This window comes from Acinetobacter sp. Swhac1 (genome assembly GCF_013390985.1).
Lineage (GTDB): Bacteria > Pseudomonadota > Gammaproteobacteria > Pseudomonadales > Moraxellaceae > Acinetobacter > Acinetobacter towneri.
In genome coordinates, this window is record NZ_JACASN010000001.1 from 47,290 (window position 1) to 67,983 (window position 20,694).

At 39.8% G+C, this 20,694-nt stretch carries 15 protein-coding genes; 4 read left to right on the forward strand and 11 right to left on the reverse strand.

Features of this window, described 5'->3' with window-relative positions; genetic code table 11:
* Positions 1 to 43 precede the first annotated feature (43 nt).
* The 4 genes from HX743_RS00250 to pilG are packed head-to-tail and all read right to left on the reverse strand — an operon-like array spanning position 44 to position 3,490.
* Positions 44 to 2,119, reverse strand: coding sequence for a methyl-accepting chemotaxis protein (locus tag HX743_RS00250; RefSeq protein ID WP_178318187.1), 2,076 nt, complete (start codon positions 2,117 to 2,119; stop codon positions 44 to 46).
* Between the two features lie 46 nt (positions 2,120 to 2,165).
* A complete protein-coding gene (locus HX743_RS00255) occupies positions 2,166 to 2,702 on the reverse strand; it encodes a chemotaxis protein CheW (RefSeq protein ID WP_004975527.1) in 537 nt (178 codons plus the stop codon).
* Between the two features lie 3 nt (positions 2,703 to 2,705).
* A complete protein-coding gene (locus tag HX743_RS00260) occupies positions 2,706 to 3,074 on the reverse strand; it encodes a PleD family two-component system response regulator (protein WP_004975526.1) in 369 nt (122 codons plus the stop codon).
* 32 nt (positions 3,075 to 3,106) lie between these two features.
* Positions 3,107 to 3,490: a twitching motility response regulator PilG gene (gene pilG / locus HX743_RS00265; protein WP_004975524.1), complete on the reverse strand. Its 384-nt coding sequence runs from the start codon at positions 3,488 to 3,490 to the stop codon at positions 3,107 to 3,109.
* A gap of 276 nt (positions 3,491 to 3,766) precedes the next feature.
* Between pilG and HX743_RS00270 the strand changes: the two genes are divergently transcribed.
* The 4 genes from HX743_RS00270 to HX743_RS00285 all read left to right on the forward strand — a co-directional run bounded on the left by HX743_RS00270 (position 3,767) and on the right by HX743_RS00285 (position 10,601).
* Entirely contained in the window at positions 3,767 to 4,411 is a 645-nt protein-coding gene (locus HX743_RS00270) for a hypothetical protein (RefSeq protein WP_131261508.1), read from the forward strand.
* Between the two features lie 49 nt (positions 4,412 to 4,460).
* Complete coding sequence (locus HX743_RS00275) at positions 4,461 to 5,594, forward strand: efflux RND transporter periplasmic adaptor subunit (protein ID WP_178318188.1); 1,134 nt, start codon at positions 4,461 to 4,463, stop codon at positions 5,592 to 5,594.
* A 63-nt stretch (positions 5,595 to 5,657) separates the two neighbouring features.
* Positions 5,658 to 8,762: an efflux RND transporter permease subunit gene (locus HX743_RS00280; protein WP_178318189.1), complete on the forward strand. Its 3,105-nt coding sequence runs from the start codon at positions 5,658 to 5,660 to the stop codon at positions 8,760 to 8,762.
* Positions 8,763 to 8,885: 123 nt separating this feature from the next.
* Positions 8,886 to 10,601: a proline--tRNA ligase gene (locus HX743_RS00285; RefSeq protein WP_178318190.1), complete on the forward strand. Its 1,716-nt coding sequence runs from the start codon at positions 8,886 to 8,888 to the stop codon at positions 10,599 to 10,601.
* Between the two features lie 55 nt (positions 10,602 to 10,656).
* On the opposite strand, the gene HX743_RS00290 is transcribed toward HX743_RS00285, so the two are convergent.
* The 7 genes from HX743_RS00290 to apbC all read right to left on the reverse strand — a co-directional run bounded on the left by HX743_RS00290 (position 10,657) and on the right by apbC (position 20,592).
* On the reverse strand, positions 10,657 to 12,081 hold the full coding sequence (locus tag HX743_RS00290; protein ID WP_178318191.1) for a hypothetical protein: 1,425 nt from the start codon (positions 12,079 to 12,081) through the stop codon (positions 10,657 to 10,659).
* 14 nt (positions 12,082 to 12,095) lie between these two features.
* Positions 12,096 to 14,342, reverse strand: coding sequence for a DUF6160 family protein (locus HX743_RS00295; RefSeq protein WP_178318192.1), 2,247 nt, complete (start codon positions 14,340 to 14,342; stop codon positions 12,096 to 12,098).
* A 33-nt stretch (positions 14,343 to 14,375) separates the two neighbouring features.
* Positions 14,376 to 15,092 carry a hypothetical protein gene (locus HX743_RS00300; RefSeq protein ID WP_178318193.1) on the reverse strand — a complete coding sequence of 239 codons (717 nt, stop codon included), beginning with the start codon at positions 15,090 to 15,092 and terminating at the stop codon, positions 14,376 to 14,378.
* 13 nt (positions 15,093 to 15,105) lie between these two features.
* Entirely contained in the window at positions 15,106 to 17,112 is a 2,007-nt protein-coding gene (locus HX743_RS00305) for a hypothetical protein (protein WP_178318194.1), read from the reverse strand.
* Positions 17,113 to 17,354: 242 nt separating this feature from the next.
* On the reverse strand, positions 17,355 to 17,924 hold the full coding sequence (gene dcd / locus HX743_RS00310) for a dCTP deaminase (RefSeq protein ID WP_004975507.1): 570 nt from the start codon (positions 17,922 to 17,924) through the stop codon (positions 17,355 to 17,357).
* Positions 17,925 to 18,370: 446 nt separating this feature from the next.
* A complete protein-coding gene (locus HX743_RS00315; RefSeq protein ID WP_070152620.1) occupies positions 18,371 to 18,964 on the reverse strand; it encodes a LysE family translocator in 594 nt (197 codons plus the stop codon).
* 374 nt (positions 18,965 to 19,338) lie between these two features.
* On the reverse strand, positions 19,339 to 20,592 hold the full coding sequence (apbC, locus tag HX743_RS00320) for an iron-sulfur cluster carrier protein ApbC (RefSeq protein ID WP_096901454.1): 1,254 nt from the start codon (positions 20,590 to 20,592) through the stop codon (positions 19,339 to 19,341).
* Between the last annotated feature and the right edge of the window lie 102 nt (positions 20,593 to 20,694).

The following is a 20,694-nucleotide window of genomic DNA, read 5'->3' on the forward strand; positions in this document are numbered from 1 at the left end:
ATAACTGTGTATAGGTACACCTTTCCCCAAGCTGGAATCCCGCTTATTCAGGTAGTTTAAAGTCAGTTACAGATTCACGTAATGATTCTGCCATGTTGGCCAACTCAGATACCGAACGTGCAGTATCGAAAGTTGCACTGGTCGTTTGCGAGGTAATTTCCTGTACAACATTCATCGTGGTTGCAATGTGACCTGCAGATGCAGACTGAAGTTTTGCAGCATCCGAAATGTTAGAAATCAATTTCGCAAGGTTGGTCGATACCGTTTGAATTTCATCCAGTGCAACACCCGCATCTTTAGATAAGTTCGCACCACGTACAACTTCCGATGTGGTTTGTTCCATCGAAATTACGGCTTCGTTGGTATCGGTCTGAATGGTTTTAACCAGTGTTTCAATCTGCTTGGTTGCAGATGCTGAACGTTCCGCTAGACGCTGTACCTCGTCGGCTACGACTGCGAAACCACGACCTGCTTCACCCGCCATAGACGCCTGAATTGCTGCGTTTAATGCCAAGATGTTAGTTTGGTCGGCAATATCGTTAATCAAGGCAACGATGTTACCAATCTCTTGTGAAGATTCACCCAAACGCTTAATACGTTTAGAGGTTTCTTGAATCTGCTCACGAATGATATCCATACCTTCAATTGAACGGTTTACAACGTCTGCACCATTCGATGCAATATGTACTGAACGTTCTGCTACCGCTGCTGATTCTTCAGCGTTGGCAGATACTTGGTCAATCGACATTGCCATTTCGTTAATTGCGGCAGATGCACCTGCAATTTCTTGCGCCTGATGCTCAGATGCTTCAGCAAGCTGGTTGGTAATGTTCTGTGTGGTTGCCGTATATTGTGCAACTTCGTGCGATGTTTCGTGAATACGCGATACAAGGTCACGTAATTGGTCAATTGCGAAGTTAATCGAGTCGGCAATGGCACCCGTGAAGTCTTCCGATACTGTTGCGTATGAACGTAAGTCACCATCCGCAAGGTCGGCAATCTCATCAAGTAAACGTAAAATCGCGTTCTGGTTACGGTCATATTCATCTTGTAGACGAACCACGCGAGTTTTATCGGCTTCACCACGTAAGTTCAAGAGTTTGAATACACAGAATAAGAACGCAAGTAATGCTGCAATTAAGCCAATTGCAGGAATTGCAATAGACCAACCTGAACCGCTAGACAATTTATTTAAATTGGTTAAAAGCTTATCTGACTGATCAAAAATAGAAGATGATGCCTGACGTACTTTTACAATTTGTGTTGAGTTATTTAAAACTGTTGCAGCAGCAGATTTCAATACATCTTCATATTCTGCTTGAATGCCTTCTAATGAACTACGTAAATCTTCTTGAGTAATACGTTGTACACCTAGTTCTGCACTACCATTTAACTGCGCTGCCAAATAAGCACCAAAAGTTTCGGTATCGGCACTAAAGTCATCTGCAGATTCACGTGAACTATCTGTACCTGTTAATACAGAACTGATTGAACGTAAAATACGTTCTGCAATGAATACTTGGTTCTTTGCAATAACCACCTGGCTACTTGGCATGTCTTGACGTGCCATTTGGTCAACCATCAAGTTATATTCAGCCTGAATACCCGGAATGGTTTCAGCAATTGCAATGTTGGTGTCATAGAGTTGGTTAATGATTTTTTGTTGTGAAGCAATCAAATCAATATTTTCAGAAACCGATTTCCACTGTGTTTCTACTTCACGCAAGGTATCCGTATTTGGGTGAATATCTTTCACTGTTTCTAAGTTTGCAGCAAAGGCTTTTTGTGAATCTGTTAAGTTTTTAATAGATTCAGGCGTACCTGATGCAGTCGCTTCAGTTGCTTGACGTGAAATGGTTTGTGACAACAGACGTAAATCACCCAAACTACGGGTAAAATCGTTATTACGCGGCACGCTATAAAAAAGGTATAACAACAGGAAAAGCGATAAGATGATACAAAAAGCTGCGCCTAAAATAAGTGGCTTAGATTTTTCTGTTTCGCCAAATACACTCGCAAACTCTTCTGTTCGCGCCTGTAATTTTGCAAAAAAACCTGGACCACTTGCTTTACGGACAGTTTCTTCGCCTGAATTTTTCTTTTTAAGTTTAAAGCCCATGCAGCTTCTCCCCGATTGACGCCTTCATTTTTTAGGTGCGCGACAGTTAATTTATAAATTTTATAGATGCGTTCATGTATTTTGGGTTTTGCAATAAACGACTAAATAAGAAAACATGCCATTGTTGGTTATGTTGGTGAAAATACCCCTGACAATATTCTTGTAAATTACTATCTAAATCATTGTGTTTAGAAAAGAAACTTTTCTTATTAAAGTGCTGTATACCCAAAACTTGATCTACAACTAAACCGACATAATGGTCATTATGACTAATACACATTACTTTTTGAGTAGGTGAATATTGGCTGCTTTGCCCAGAAACATAATGTGCCAAATCTGAAACTGAAAGTAATCTTCCGCGAATATTCGCTAAACCTACTACCCAAGGTTGGGTATTTGGCACTGGCGTATATTTCGGTGGATAAATAACCTCAGAAACTTCTCCTAATGGAGCAACGAAATATTGCCCCATCATCTCAAAAGCAATGCCTGACCAGCGGTTTACCTCATTTTCGGTACTAACGTAGTTTTTGTTTCCACGTTTAGATAACCGAAGCAATTCAATAAAACCATTTGCAGCCATAGCTTATCCTGCATTAAGGTGTTGATTAATCACATCAATTAATTGTTTTTCGTCAACAGGCTTAGTTAAGTAATCGCTTGCACCTTGGCGTTTTCCCCAAACACGATCAGTTGCCTGATCTTTGGTACTCACAATTACAATTGGAATGTGTTTGGTGGTGTCACCACGCGAAATTTGACGTGTTGCCTGAAAGCCATTCACGCCTGGCATAACCACATCCATTAATACTAAATCTGGTAATTCAGCTTGCGCCATGGTCACGCCATCTGCACCATTCGCTGCTTCAATGACTTCAAAACCATGCTTGGTCAAGATTTCTCTAAAGCGGAATGTTTCTGTAGGTGAATCATCTACAATAAGAATACGAGCCATTATTTTCCCCAATAAATCTAACTAACTAATAATTATGCTGTCACGTGGTTACGAATGGCGTTTAATAATTCATCTTTACTAAATGGTTTAGTCAGATACTCATCAGAACCTACTACACGTCCTTTGGCTTGGTCAAATAAACCATCTTTACTTGATAGCATAATGACAGGAATGTTTTGGTAGTTTTGCGAGTTTTTAATTAAGGCACACGTTTGGTAACCATCTAGGCGTGGCATCATAATATCTACGAATACGATATCTGGATTTGATTCGGCAATTTTGGATAAAGCTTCAAATCCATCAACTGCGGTAACCACTTCACAACCTTCACGCTGTAGAAGTGTTTCAGCTGTACGGCGAATGGTTTTTGAATCATCAATCACCATGACTTTTAGATTTTGGAATTTATCGTCCATTCAATGACCCTTCCCATTTTTGTTTGTACAAGCAACTGAGTAGAAAAATTTTACACATTGATCGTATTTTTAACATATCTTTACTTGTAGTTTCAATGAACATATTTAGTGTAAAGCTACACTTTTACACCATTATCACCAAACCGCTCACACTTTCGTGTGACCATTGATATTTTTTTATCGGTTGTATTTTTTTAATTCCTAATTTTGATCTAATATAACACTATTATTACGTGTAATTTAAGTAATTTAGTCAACTTTATTGTGGGGGACAACGTGAGCACTTTTTTTGCAAAATCACTCGCTGTAAAATTAAAACAAAATAAGCAGTCACTCAAATTGGGCATGCTTGCGTTACTGCTATTGCCCTCTGCCCCACTCATGGCTGACAGCCAGAACAAAGCGGTGTGGTATCGCTATTATGATCAACATGGCGTTGCAAATATTAGTAGTAATGTGACACCTAATCATATTCGTCATGGTTATGAAGCATTAGACCGTAACATGCAAGTAATTCAGCGCGCACGTCCATACAACACCGAAACGGATATTAAAAAAGCCCCACAACGTGCTGCTCAAGCGTATCAAATGGAATCTGATCAGCGTTTGAAAAACGCCTATACCAATAGTCAAACTGCAATCACCAAACGTAATAACGCTTTAGCGCATATTAAAAAGCAAATTATTTTCCAACAAGAACAACTCAAACAGTTGCAAAACGACCGTATTACTTTTAAACGTCAAGAAATGGAATATTTACGCAAAGTCAAACCTGTGCCTGCACAACTAAAAACCAATTTGGACAATAACTTAAAAAACATCGAGCTTAAAAAAGATATGATTCAATCTTTACAAACAAGCTATCGAAATACACAAGCAGAATACGACAGAATTATTACTCGCTTAAAAGCACTTGAATAGTTGATTTGAATTACCTTGTCATTTTGGCAATCAATAAGGACAAATATGCATGCACATTGCACAGCGTATCGCAGTTAGGTTTAATCGGCAGCATTTACCCATTTTTCGTATCGGTGCAATCAGTTTATGTATTTTGCTGAGTGCCTGCCAAAAAACAGAAACTGAAAATAAAACAACAGTATCAGAAAAAATTGAACTCATTCAGCAAGATTTAGTGACACCACAACAAGGCAGCGCAATCAGTAAAACTGCCTTTACAGGCACAGTGCGTGCTGTGAATCAAAGCAGTATTCAAGCACAGGTGACTGCCATAGCAACCTCAGTCTATGTCAAAGTGGGAGATAGCGTACAACGTGGTCAAACCTTGCTACGCTTAAATAATCAGGATAATGCTGCGCGTTTAGCACAAGCTCGCGCCAATTTAGCTGCAACGCAAGCGCAAGCCAACCAAGCCCGCAACATGATGCAACGAAAAAAACGTTTGCTCGATCAGGGTTTTATTTCACAAGTGGAATATGAGCAAAGTCAGTTAGATTATCGTGCGCAAATGGAAAATGTACGCGCCCAACAAGCCAATGTCGATATTGCACTAAAAGCCGATCAAGATGGCACGATTACCAGTCCAATTCATGGTGTCATTACCCAACGTCAAGTTGAGCCTGGGCAAACTGTGGCTGCAGGACAAACCTTATTTGAAGTCGTCGATCCGAACCAATTAGAAATTCAAGCGAAATTACCAAGCGACTTACAAGCCGCACTCAAAATTGGTCAAAAAATTGAATATCAACTCCAAGGACAAGCAAACACATTTAATGCACAAATTAGCCGTGTTTCTCCTGTTGCGGATTTAGCCAGTCGTCAAATTGAATTTTTTGCGACCCCGCTTGAGCGTCTTCCCTCTTTAAGTATTGGGGCATTTGTGGATGGTTATATTTTAGCGAACACGACAATTTCAGGGCAAATCATCCCACTCAATACCATTCACGATATCCAAAACAAACCTTATGTTTGGGTGATTCGAGATCAAAAAATTGCCCGCGTGGATATCACAGTTTTAGAACAGCGCTATAGTGACAATACTGCTGTGATTCAAGGCTTACAGAGCAGTGATCTAGTCAGTCGAGTGGTGTTCAACCCCGATCAAATTCAGCAGCAGGTGATCATTCAAAATAACCCTCAATAAATTGAATTTCATCTCAATGCAGTAGTGCAGATGTCCAATAAATAAAAAATCAGGATCGTTGTTATGTGGTTTACCCGAGTTAGCGTCAAGTATCCCGTTTTTACCATCATGATGATGTTTTGTCTAATGGTGCTTGGCTTGGCTTCATGGCAACGTATGGGTGTGGAAGAATTTCCTGACGTCGATTTTCCGTTTGTAGTGGTTTATACCAGTTATCCGGGTGCATCACCTGAAACAGTTGAATCTGAAATCACCAAGAAAATGGAAGATCAGATCAACACCATTTCTGGACTCAAACAACTGGTTTCACAATCCAGTGAAGGGCTATCTACTATTATTGCCGAGTTTAATTTAGATGTTCCTTCGGCAGTGGCGGCACAAGATGTACGCGATAAAATTTCGTCTGTCAGTGCAGGGTTTCGAGATGAAATTCAAGACCCAGTGGTGGAGCGCTACGATCCAACTGCCAATGCAGTGATGTCGATAGTTTTTGAATCCTCACAAATGTCCTTACGCGATTTAAGTTCCTATTTAGATCAACAAGTTGTACCGCAACTACGCACTGTGTCTGGTGTCGGAACTGTTAATTTATTGGGTGATGCACAGCGACAAATTCGGATTGAGGTAGATCCACAAAAGTTAATGAGTTTTGGCTTAGGTGTAGATCAGGTCATCAACACGCTCAAAGCTGAAAATATTGAAGTACCTGGCGGCACACTCAAACAAGCCAATAGTGAATTGGTGGTCGAAATCCAATCCAAAGTCATTCATCCTCTGGCTTTTGGCGATTTAATTATTGCCAATAAAAATGGTGCGCCCATCTTTTTAAAACAAGTTGCCACAATTCAAGACAGTCAGGCAGAGCTGGAAACCAGTGCATTTTTAAATGGGCAAACTGCGGTTGCTGTCGATATCTTGCGTAGTTCAGACTCTAATGTCATTGAAGTGGTAGATAACACTTATAAAACCTTAGAACGTATTCAAACCCAACTGCCTGCTGGCATGACTGCAAAAGTCGTGGTGGATTCTTCTAAAGGGATTCGTGGCAGTATCCGTGATGTAGCACGTACCATTATTGAAGGTGCGATTCTGGCAGTCCTGATTGTACTGTTGTTTCTTGGTTCATTCCGTTCTACCGCTATTACAGGATTGACCCTGCCAATCGCCCTACTCGGCACACTCACCTTTATTTGGGCATTTGGCTTTACCATCAACATGATGACCTTACTGGCGCTCTCGCTCAGTATTGGCTTATTGATTGATGATGCAATTGTGGTACGTGAAAATATCGTGCGTCATGCAGATATGGGTAAAGACCATGTCACGGCTGCTTTGGATGGTACTAAAGAAATTGGCTTAGCAGTTTTAGCAACCACCTTAACCATTGTGGCGGTATTTTTACCTGTGGCATTTATGGGCGGCATTATCGGACGCTTTTTTTATCAATTTGGTGTCACCGTCAGTACTGCCGTGCTGATTTCCATGTTTGTCAGTTTTACGCTGGATCCAATGCTTTCTGCACACTGGGCAGAAAAACCAAATCCCAATAAAAAACCTGGACGGGTAAAACGCTTCTTAAACTGGATTTCTAACAAACTCGACAATTTAAGCCATCATTATGAAAAACTTTTAAAATTAGCACTACGATTTCGCGTTATCACCTTATTGATTGCAGTGGGCTCATTATTTGCAGCACTCGGATTATCCAAACTGATTGGTACGGAGTTTGTACCTGTACCCGACAAAGGTGAGATTCGGATTAAATTTGAAACACCTGTGGATGCCTCACTTGAATATTCACAAGCAAAATTAAAACAAGTAGATCAAATCATCCGTCAACACCCTGAAGTTCGCGCGACTTACGGAGCCATTAACAGCGTGACAGATCGGGGGAAAAACCATGCTAGTTTACGTGTTACCGTTAGCCCGCGTAATGAACGCCAACAAAGCCTGACTGATCTCAACAATGAATTCCGTCAGCGTTTGCAAAGTGTTGCAGGCATTAGTATTACCTCGGTGGCTTCTGCAGACGAAACAGTGTCGGGTGGTCAAAAGCCCGTGATGATTTCCATTAAAGGCCCAGATTTAGCCGAACTACAAAAAATTTCTGACCGCTTTATGTCCGAAATTGCACAGGTAGAGGGGATTGTCGATTTAGAAAGTTCACTGAAAGCGCCTAAACCTACGCTTGGTGTGCATATAAATCGTGTCTTAGCCAGTGATTTAGGATTATCAGTCAATCAAATTGCCAATATTATCCGACCACTCATCGCTGGGGATAATGTTACGACATGGCAAGATGAACGTGGTGAAACCTACGATGTCAATGTTCGACTTACAGAAAACCATCGTAGCTTGCCGAGCGATGTGCAAAATATGTATTTAACTTCAAAAAAAACTGATGCCAATGGACAAAATATTTTAGTGCCTTTGGCAAGTGTGGCGAAGTTTGAGGAAAGTTTAGGTGCAGCACAAATTAACCGTCGTGATTTAGCCCGTGAAGTTTTGGTCGAAGCCAATACTGCTGGACGTCCTGCAGGTGACATTGGTGCCGACATTCAAAAAATTCAGGATAACTTTAAATTACCCGCAGGTTATAGCTTCGATACACAAGGCGCCAATGCTGACATGGCTGAATCTGCAGGTTATGCACTGACTGCAATTACCCTGTCTATTGTGTTTATTTATATTGTTTTAGGTTCGCAATTCAACAGTTTCATTCACCCCGCAGCAATTATGGCTTCCCTACCTTTATCGTTGATTGGAGTATTCTTGGCACTGTTTATTTTTAACTCGACCATGAACTTGTTTTCCATTATCGGTATTATTATGCTGATGGGGTTGGTCACCAAAAATGCGATTTTACTAATTGATTTTATTAAAAAATCCATGGATCAGGGCGATTCACGTTATGATTCAATTATAGCTGCAGGGAAAACCCGTTTACGCCCTATTTTAATGACCACCAGTGCAATGGTGATGGGGATGGTGCCACTCGCACTTGGCTTGGGGGAAGGCGGCGAACAAAGTGCGCCTATGGCACACGCAGTCATTGGCGGTGTAATTACATCCACCCTACTAACATTGGTGGTCGTACCTGTCATTTTCACTTACTTAGATGATTTTAAGAATTTTATGTTACGCCAAACGCGTAAACTGATTTCTTAAAATCTCACGTAAAATCACACAATCGCTCGGGCTAAATTTTAACGCAAGTTTAGCCCGATTTTTATTGTATAATCTGGCTTTGAAAAAACTCCATTTAACGCTTCACTTTTTAGGACAGTTTCCATGCGCGCGAGTCGCTTTTTATTTGCTACGTTAAGAGAAACCCCAAACGATGCCGAGGTGATTTCTCACCAGCTGATGTTACGTGCGGGTATGATTCGTAAATTGGCTTCAGGTTTATATACTTGGCTGCCAATGGGTGTGCGTGTGCTAAATAAAGTTGAAGCCATTGTTCGTGAAGAAATGAACCGCGCAGGTGCTTTAGAAACCTTTATGCCTGTCACTCAGCCTGCTTCACTTTGGGAAGAATCAGGTCGTTATGTGCAATACGGTCCTGAATTACTACGCTTTAAAGATCGCCACGACAATCCTTTTGTACTTGGCCCAACACATGAAGAAGTCATTACCGATTTGGCGCGTAATGAATTAAAAAGCTATAAGCAATTGCCAATCAACTTCTATCAAATTCAAACTAAATTCCGTGACGAAATTCGCCCACGTTTTGGGGTAATGCGTTCACGCGAATTTATTATGAAAGATGCTTATTCTTTCCATACCGATCAAGCTTCTTTACAAGAAACCTACGATGTAATGTACGACACCTACTGCCGTATTTTCTCGCGCCTAGGTTTAGACTTCCGCCCAGTACAAGCTGATACAGGTTCTATTGGTGGTTCTGGTTCACATGAATTCCACGTTCTGGCTTCAAGCGGTGAAGATGATATCGCCTTCTCTACCGAATCTGATTATGCAGCCAATATTGAAATGGCTGAAGCTATTTTGGTGGGTGAACGTGCTGCTGCAACGCAAGAACTCAACATTGTAGATACACCAAATCAAAAAACCATTGCGGAAGTTTCTGCATTTTTAGGTACAAATAGCAACCAATCAGTCAAAGCGCTCTTGGTTCAAGGTATTGCAGATGAAACAGGTAAAGTGCCTGTGATTGCATTATTCCTGCGCGGTGACCATGAACTCAACGAAATTAAAGCAGAAAAGCATCCACAGATTGCTGCACCACTTACTTTTGCAACCGATGCACAAATTGCAGCTTTAGGTTTAACTGCTGGTTTTGTTGGTCCACAAGGTTTGGTTGAAAAAGGCATAACAGTGATTGTAGACCGTGCTGCATCGATATTGTCTGACTTCGTTGCAGGTGCAAACCAAGTTGATCAACACGCAACAGGTGTGAACTGGGAACGCGATGCACAATATACTGAAGTTTACGATTTACGTAACGTCGTTGAGGGCGATCCATCTCCAGATGGCAAAGGAACTCTACAAATTAAACGCGGTATTGAAGTCGGTCATATCTTCCAGCTTGGTACTAAATACTCAGAAGCGTTGGGCTGCAAAGTATTAGGTGAAGATGGCAAACCGTTTACTGTTACCATGGGATGCTATGGGATTGGAGTAACACGTGTCGTTGCCTCTGCCATTGAACAAAATTTTGATGATAAAGGGATTATTTGGCCTGCAGCCATCGCACCATTTGAAATTGCGATTGTGCCAATGAATGCACATAAATCACCACGTACATTAGAAGCAGCAGAAGCACTTTATGCTGAACTTCAAGATGCGGGTTATGATGTATTACTGGATGACCGTAATGAACGTCCTGGTGTGAAATTCTCTGACCTTGAGCTTACAGGTATTCCGCACCGTATTGTGATTGGTGAGAAAGGTTTAGATGCAGGTACTTTTGAATATAAAGGTCGTCGTGATGCTGAATCTAGCAACCTGACGAAAGAAGAATTACTCATCCAAATTGCCAAATAAGATTAAACACTAAGTAAAAATCCCGCACAAGTTTCGGGATTTTTTTCGTTTGGGATTAACAGAATTTCATACCACCATAGCAGTTAGGGGTAACGTTTTGGTTATTTAAAAGCTTATCCTTTAATGTAATCGTAGCTGGATTTCCTGTTGCATAATTCGTAAATTGACCTACATTAATATTCAATTTTTTTTCAACTGCTACGCCAGCCAAAGAACCTAAAGCCTCAAAAGCACCAACATCAATTGGTTCGGATTTATTGAGCAAATAGTCACTAATCGCTGTAGCTACTTGTGGTAATACCGCAGAAATATCAACCTTATCTGTTGTTGCTAAATATCCCAGTTGTATAGGTTCTTTAAAAGACATCCACCACCCTTGTTGAGCAACATCACCCTGATCGGCTCCTTGCCAATGCACAGGTTTACTTTGCAGAGATAAATACCCTCCTGTGCCATTGAGTGGAATATTGTGAATCATATTCAAAGCTTGAACAAAAGTAATATCCATATTAAGTTCATCCAAACTCGAGCCTGCTGCCATTTTAAAGAATGAGTGTGTCCCAAGAGAACCAAATAATAAAGCAGGGAATTCTACATAAAGCTGGTCTTGAGAGAAATCAGGAGTTCCTTGAACACTACCCGGTAAACTCTTACCCGGCTCTGCAACAGCTAAAGGAATAGAAGGAATAGATGAGCGAATACCACTCACTTTGGCAGCAGTCATACGTTGACCTGTAACCACCGTTTCTGGCATAGTAAAATCTACTTTCATAGAAGGAACTGTAATCCCGGTATGCCCTTCTGTTCTAACACCATTTGTAAATGGCTTACTATCAAACTGTCTTGTTTGCCCCAAAGCTTTTAAACGACCAGAAATAATTTCATCATCGGTCATACCAAATATCGCTTGCTCAGTAAATGAATGACCTTGAGTTTGTGCCATTTTCATATAACCACTAAAACTTTTAATCCCGTCATTGGGGTTTTGTACGTTATCTGTACCCAAAGTCAGTAGACCTAAAATTTCTTCAGCACCTAAGCGAAAACCAACCACTTCACGTGTTGACGCACTATTTCCACTAATTGCAAACTCAATAAATGGATTGGTAATTTGCGCACTGGTACCCGCACGTTCACCATTAAACTTTGGACTACCTGTTGAATCATAAGATTCATTCAAACCACTTAATGCAATATTTGAAATATCAATATCACATCCCGCTTTACCACCAATCGCGTTATTTACACCACCACAACCAAGTTGTAGTGTTTTAATGTTGGCATTGAGCTCCATGAGTGCATCAACACTTAGTTTATAAAAGTTTAATCCTTGTGATTGATCTGTCGCAGTCATCAGGTTCAAAAGTGCCTGACCTTGTACATGAGATAACTGATCATCATTTAAAGCCTGCATCGCGTGAGCAGAATTGAATGAAAAAGCTGTACTTAAAATAGATGCAACTAAAATTGTTTTTTTCATTTTATTTCTATCCTTTAGCGTGGCGTAATGCCCAATGTACTGCGCATCGTTCCACCTGTAAGCGCGACAGATGCGATTTTCTGCATATTGCCATTGGTAGACATTGCAAAGTCTGTTTTAAAGGGTTGAGCAATATCATTTTTATAATTAAATTTAACTTGATTGTCTAAAGTGACCGTATCTGCACTGACGACGACTTTTCCTATAACACCTAAATGCCCTTCCATACGATTCAAGTTAATTGAAGACGTTTGAACAGTTTCATTATTCACTTGATCTTCATTAATCAAACTAAAATAACTACCTAAATTCTTCGGATCTGCCTGTTCTGTGCTATCTAGACTTCTAAACTTAAAGTTCGCATCAAAAGACAAAAAGTTTGAGTTTGGATTAATATCGGTTGGATCCATTCCAGGAATGACCAACAACTCGCCATTTCCATCTAATTTAAAAGCGATTGTGGTCAACACATCATCTTTCTTAGAGAAATTGTCGTATGGTACAAAGCTACCGCATTTCGTTGATCCTGTGACGCAGTTGTACTTTGAACCCGGTAGTTGTCCAACCGCTAACTCTGCTTTTGCTGCAATCAATAAATGATCAGCACGAATATAAATCCCTTCATCTTCATAACCAATCACACCATCGGACTGAATTAATGCATCAATATTTCTTAAACCAGCATAATAGTTGACAGCTTCACCAGCATGCAGGCTGTTTTGCCCATCAATTAAGATAATAGAAGTGGTACTTGGTAAGCCTGTTTTTGAATCAATGCCATAACCTTCGGTAGAAACAATGGCGTTATAACCAATTCCGGTTTTGTTCGTTCCATCATAAGGTGACAGATATTGTTTACCCGACAAGGCCACATTGGCATTTAAATTATAAATTGGAATCCCAATACCCCAAGAACCACCATCACCTGTCAATTCATTTAAAGAGTTGTCAGAAATAATTCTAGCTTTGGCTGCAATAGACTGAAAGTCCATACCACGAACAGCAATCAGTGAGAACTGGTCACCTTCAAGCTTACTCGATAGCAACTGGTTTAAAATAGGACTGGTTGCACCAATAGTATTTTTAATATTTTCATTGACTAAAAAATTGAGGTTTTTCGCTTGTACGGTATTAATATAAATATCGCCAAAATCGATATAGGCATTTTTATTGTGTAAATTACCTTGTGCATCACGTGTGGTTAGCGGTCTTAAATTCGAAAATTCAACCGCATAACTGCCTTTTCCTGTGTGCCCAATTTCTAAAGTTGTTGGTAATTGCCCTGCGGCCAAACCTGTCGTATTTTGATTGGTAAAATCAGCCGATAGGCCCAAATGCAAACCACCTTGCCCCACCACAGTATCGTAGCCTGTAACTGCGGTATTTTTAGTTTCAATTACACCATTGACCTTATTCGAAACGTCAAAATTGGCAACATTTTTTTGCTGCCCATTAAAAAACAATTTCGCATTGCTCACCGCACCTGATGCACCAAAGCGAATTAAATTTTTATCATCATAACGTAAGTCAATATTGACCCCAGGATTGGTTGCATTTTGTCGGCTACTTGCAACATCACTCAGGTCTTTCACTCGCCCAAGATTCACAAAATGGTCGGTGGTGCCATTTTTAGTGGTAAAGACCAATCCATCATCGGCATCAATGAACATATAGCCGTCAGTCGCAAAATTAAAGTTAAAATCATGCATAGATAATTGATGCTTACCTAAACCATGACTAATTTTGGCATTCTGTAACTGGAAGTTTAAATGTGCCGTTTCATTTTGATTAAATAAACCTGCTTTAGTTTCTAACAAAACTTTTAAAGGTGATTTAATTTCTAAGCCGAACTGACCCAAGCTTTGTGTTTCCTTGGTGCAACTATTTCCAACACAATTTCTTTTGACTAAGTTTAAATCTGCGGTCGATTGAAAAGCATCAATGCTCGCATCGATACGCACACCTGCACCAACATCAGTTTTCCCCACATCTAAAGCAAGCTTACTGATAATAGGCTGGTTATTCTGTCCTTTAATTTCTACATTATGTAAGCCTAGACCCAATTGAGCTCCATCCACTAAATCAGGATCATACCAATTGACTTGATTAATCGTGGCTTTAGACATTTCATGGGTGATTACAATACCATCTTGCCCGCTTACATCAGACAAATGCTGGTCTGCAATCAGCTCTAAAGCATACACTTGTTGCGCACAAAGTACGCTCAATGTTAATAAATTCAACTGCATTATTTTTTTCATTTTTATTTCCCTATACTGTACTTAATCCTATATTCAACAACGACTTGCTGCTGAACCTGTACAGTTGTAGCTAAATATTTTCACATTGCCAGACATGTGCATATTGCCGTGAATATTTAAGCCCATAAATCCTTTTTCAGCGCCCTGATCAAACAAAGGTACATCTTGCTGAACTAAGTTATAACTACCATCTTGTTGATAATTTCTTCCTAGAAAATTGGTATATACCTCTGAATTTGCATAACCTTCATTTACTCCCTGCCCAGAACCTGTTTCAATAGATAATGCAGCGAAGCCTAAATTTCTAATTTTTAATGGTTTATCATCATAAAACTTAAGCTGCATAGCGGTTTGTGGGTCATTTTTATAGTTAATAATGGTAGTGCCATCTAAAGAAAATTTATCTATTTGTATGGTGCCCTGCATTTGTTTAAATACCAGCCATTTTTTATTGCCGTTATTATCTTCATGGTTGTTGGGTGCAATGGCTAAACGACAGAGCACATTATTGTCAGCACAATTTTTACTATAGCGATAGTAAACTTCTGTAGGTTTAGTCCCACCATTAAATTTAGAAATATTGCTGAGTTCTAAGTTTTCGGCATATTCATGGTTTAACGATAACGTCCAACTGAGGTCTGCTCCACCTTGGCCAGTAGCCTGCGTTAATTCATGATTTTCCAGTGCAATTAAATTGGCATGGGTCAAAGGACTACACATCAATGCAATACAAATCAGTTTTTTCAACATGATGATTCTCCTTTTATAGACCTGTTGTTTTAAATTTAAGGTGCTGAATCAGCACACCATCTATTGCAACTGAACCTAGATTCTTAGCAGTACCATCCACACCTTTAAATACAACACCTGTGGCATTATCATGATCCTTGGCACGCAACATATTATTTGGCAAGCGTTCTACAGTACCAATTGCAATACTAGGCGTCGCATTACGTCCTTGATACATCGCAGCACTGTCATTAACATTGGCTTTTAGCGGTGAGCCACAGCTCACTACATTACAGGTAGAACCTGTAAATGCTGTAGAACCTAAATATCCACCCTTTCCATCTTCATAATTTTGATAAATTTTATTGTAAATTTCAGGAACATTCGGAATACGTGTTACTTCCAGCACAATATTATTGCCCTCAGATCCAACCACAAAAGGCTGATACATATTCCCTAAAACTAAATTGATATTTGGGCTGTATAAATACAGACCTTCTATATCATGAAAAACTGGTGCTAATGAACCATCTATTGCTGGTGTGACCGCCGTTCCATCCAAAGTATCTGATTTTGCTGCTGTACTAATGCGGATCCCTTTACTATCTAAGTTTGAATCTGTGAAACTTAAATTCGCAGGATTATCATTAGTATTTAAACGCAATACACTTGCCATACCCAATGTTTGATGATGATTTGGATTATCAGAATCTAAAGTCTGAAATAGTCGAGTCTGCGAACCATTTAAACTTAAACCATTGGCAACAAATTGTGTGCGCAAACGGTGCTCTTTATCTAAACCAGATTTTGGCGCCCCAGTGCTTGGATCTACCTCTGCGCTTGAGTTCAACTGACGCGAAAAAATATCAGTCCAAAAACCCAATTTAATATTATTATCACTTTCAGTTGGCGTTGTAGTTGCGAGCGGTGCCTCTAATGCTAAATAACCAACATCTTTTTCTATATTTTTAAATTGTTTTACTTTTTCTGTGCCTGCACGGAATAACCATGGGTTATCTGCTGAACCCCAGTTAAAGCCTTGATTGCTATAACGGCTACTTAATGAGTTATCACTTTTAGATAATGCCAGACCATAAATAAAGACATCTGCTTTGGTTCTGAGTGAACCCACTGAAGTTTGTGCTGCTGCTGTTTTTGCTGCTTGAGTTGCGTTATCTACTGCTAATAATTCTAATTCTTTGATTGCATTTGTAGCTGCTGCTTTTGCAATTTTATCACCCTCAAGGTTTAGTCGCTCCTGAGTTACTGTTTCTACAGTTTGAGTAACCTTAGGATCAATATGATTAACTCTTGTAACCCCTTGCGTCCACTGTGTTGAAGGTACGGTATCAGTACTTCTATTGCCATATAAAATTTCAATCATTTCATATGTATTCTGTAATGCATACTTGGTAGATGCATCTTTATTCCTCCAAGTTGGATTTGCAGCACTAGGAATAGTCGTTCCATCCTTCGTCGCATTAATCCTTCCTTCATTATAATATTCATTATAGCGCTGTTGATAATATTGTTTCATTCGGTCAGATTCAAAGTATTCTGCCACTAAACTTTGACGCACACCAACTGAGATTTCACTGCTCACTGCTGTTTTTGTAGAGCTATAATTTTGTGTTTTATAGTTATTGAAAGTCGTTGTATAGGTACTTTGGTATAATGTTGATGTAGTTGAAACACCTGCCAAATATTCAGCATCATAAACCTGATTATAAACTTTCTTATAGGTATGTTCTGAAATATTCTGATAATTCTCCCCCGTCGGGATAATACGAATAAAGCCCGTATCATATTGACTTGGGTTTTCTAAGCCACGTGTATAGCTCGACCCTGTTGATAGGTCATTCGGTTGCTGAAACACCATTTTGAAATCATCAAGGACTAAAGCAACCCCTTCGCCTGTGGTATTTGACAAAGAGTCATCGGAGAGTGCTTGTAAAGCATAACTCGGGTTCGTCAAAAATAAGCCTATCGCAGTGGCTAAGCAACGCTTACGAAAAGGGAAAGTAATTGCGTGTTCAGTCATCTCGACCTTCCTTTTATCTGATGCTCCGCATCTTTCTTTTATTTATCTATAGCTTGGCTATTTATTTGAGTGTTTTTATCCTTAAAAACGTGATTATGCCAAAGCATTCTCATATTTAATTATGCTGAATATTTATGCAAATGCAAAACAAACTGGCTAAACAGCACAGCTTTCCGATGAATGAAAAAAAGCGAGCACATTGGCTCGCTTGTTCAACAGAAAAATTGTGATGGGTTAATCACTTATGCTTTAGGCAAGGTCACGCCTGTCTGCCCTTGATATTTACCACCACGGTCTTTGTACGAGGTTTCACAAACTTCATCTGATTCAAAGAACAACATTTGTGCCACACCTTCGCCTGCATAAATACGTGCAGGTAAGTTCGTGGTATTGGAAAACTCTAAAGTTACATGACCTTCCCACTCAGGCTCAAGTGGCGTGACATTCACAATAATACCGCAACGCGCATAGGTCGATTTACCTAAACACACGGTTAATACATTGCGTGGAATACGGAAATATTCAACCGTACGTGCTAAAGCAAACGAGTTTGGCGGAATGATGCACACATCAGATTCAATATCGATAAAACTTTTTTCATCAAAGTTTTTTGGATCAACAATTGCTGAGTGAACATTGGTAAAGACTTTAAATTCACGCGCACAGCGCACGTCATAACCGTAGCTAGACACCCCATAAGAGATGAGTTTTTCGCCATTTTCGTCAAAACGAACTTGGTTTTCAGCATACGGTTCAATCATGCCGTGTTTTTCGCTCATTTCGCGAATCCAACGATCAGACTTAATTGCCATTTATTTTCTATCCAAAATATGAATGTTTAACTGTGCTGTACTTTAACTGAAATCTAAGTTAATGAAAACCAGCCGTTTCCCTCACATCGCTTTTTTAAGTGCAATGATTAGGGGCTGTTGACAATTCGTCTATGTTTGCGACAACGCATATTTTTTAGCTGATATAAGGCATGGGACAGGAAATTTAGTCATTCTAAATGACTGGCACATAACGCAATAGCAGCAAAAAATATGCTTGTCCCCTTGCGCAGCAAACAAAGCAATGCTTTGTTCTCGCTCATGTGGCTAAAACTTTCTCAGATTGCGTTATGAAACTTGGCAATAGACCCACTATTCCCTGCGTTTCATGCCTGATCTGCTCAGTTTTAGCCTACAGCGCAAGCCATTTATGAAATGTCAACAGACCCTATTTCCAGTAGATACAACTTTTAGATACAACGTTGGCTTTATAGACTCAACAAAGCCGAATAACTTAAAGGAATTGAAAAGCTCAGCAACACAATAGAAGCTGTTTTTTGTAGATTGCACTGATTGAGCCAGCTAATTTTATTTTTAGCGAGCACCGAACCAATAAATGTCCAGAAAAAAGCAATCGGCACGATTAAACATAAAAATGCCAACATGTGTGCCACATAATAGTCTGCTTTTACCCATGCAATCGTTGGGAAAATTGCAGAGGCGAACAACAATGCTTTAGGATTCAGTAAAGTCGCTAAAAATAGCTCACTCGCACGGATCGTAGGTTGATTAAAGCTTTGCTCGACTTTAGCCGTGCGCCATAATTTAATCGCCAAGAAAATAATATAGCTTGCACTGAATAATTTTAGAATGGTGGGCAACAACGGGAGATGAGTAGACACCGTACCAATTAAGGCGCCCCAAAGTGTAATAGAAATCAAATAACCCAATGCTTCTGCTGGAATTAATCGGAAAGATTTGCGGATACCAACCTGAATACCCGATGATGCAAGCAAGGTATTGGTTGGCCCTGGTGTCAATAAAATTGTGATCACCAAACCGATAAAAAACCATGAAATCATGCATTGACCTCACTACTGAATGAGCGCAGATTAAAATAGTTCATTGCAATTGGCAAAAAGTATTTTGTAAGACAAATTTTTGATCAGTTCAATATTTTAAATTTATTATTTTCATTCAATTACTTATATAAAAAATACTTTTTAATTGAATGGTAACTTATAAGTCATTTTTTCTTAACCTTTTTAGGATATTTAGAGATTAAACACCATTAAATCAGATGCTTGTGTATTTTTTAATCAAAAAAAAATAGCTCACCGAAGTGAGCCAAATTTTCAAAATATTGTGACTTAGCTTTTAAAGATGAATCACTCAAAATTTGAAGAACAACAACTGAATGACGAAAACCGCGATCATTCCAAACTGAGATCCCTCACTAGAAAATACGATTCTGATCTTTTTCAGCTTTAGGCAGTTTTTTTGCAATTTGCTTGGCAATCGCAATGTAACTATCGGCAGCATCATCGCCTGCAATCACTGACGGCGTGCCTGCATCCACATTTTCACGAATACTGACATTCAATGGTAAACGTCCAAGCAACGGAATGTCATATTGTTCTGCCAGTTTATCGCCACCACCTTGACCAAAAATTTGTTCTTCGTAGCCGCAGTTTGAGCAGATATGCGTCGACATATTCTCAATTACGCCCATCACAGGAATTTGCACACGATTAAACAGCTCGATGCCTTTCACAGCATCCATTAAGGCAACATTTTGTGGTGTAGTCACAATCACCGCTCCCGTTACAGGAATACGCTGTGCAAGGGTCAGTTGAATATCCCCCGTTCCTGGTGGCATATCAATCATCAACACATCTAAATCTGGCCATAAGGTTTGATTAAAGAGCTGCATTAATGCACCTGTGGCTTTTGGTCCACGCCACGCTACAGGTGTATTGTGGTCACCTGTTAAATGTCCGATGGATAACACAGGCATCCCAAAAGCATCCAACGGTACAAACTGCTCGGCTTCAATCATAGGAGTTTTGCCAGCATTGCCGAGCATGGTCGGAATACTTGGACCATAAATATCAGCATCTAATACGCCAACTTTTAAGCCTAGCTTTTGTAATGCCAAAGCCAAATTTACAGTAGTGGTAGATTTTCCAACCCCGCCTTTGCCCGAAGATACCAAAATTACGTTTTGAATACGCGGATGTTTCGGCACATCGCGCTGTTGTGGCGCAGCTTTTTGAATCGGTGGATTATTCGGATCGGCTTCTTGCATTGAACTTTGACCTGCAGCATCGACTACTGGCGGTAAATGAGATGCTACGGTCTGTGTGGTCGATGTTGAGCAGCTTTCACCTTCAGCATGTTGATGCCCACAACTTTCTTTTTTCTGTCCCGTTTTCTGCTGAATCACATGCATATTCAGTTCTTTAATGCCGCATTTTTCTAAAGCATCTGCCAGTTCATCATGAATTTGTTGTAAATGTTGTTTTTCTTCAGGATAAGTATTGATGGTGATTTGCAGAATATCACCTTGCACATTCACTTGAGAAATACGATCTTTTAAGGCATGTTCAGATTCAGGCAAGACATAACTTTGTAGTACGTGCTGAATAGCTTCCTCATTCACCGTATGCGAAGGTGAAAAAACTGATTTAAGTGAAGAAAGCCAAGACATAGATTTACTCCAAAGTTTGGAAATACCGCGATTTTGATAGTGTAACGATAATTCAGTATAAGGTTAAGTCGTGCTTTCACCGAAATACTTAATTCTGAGTGT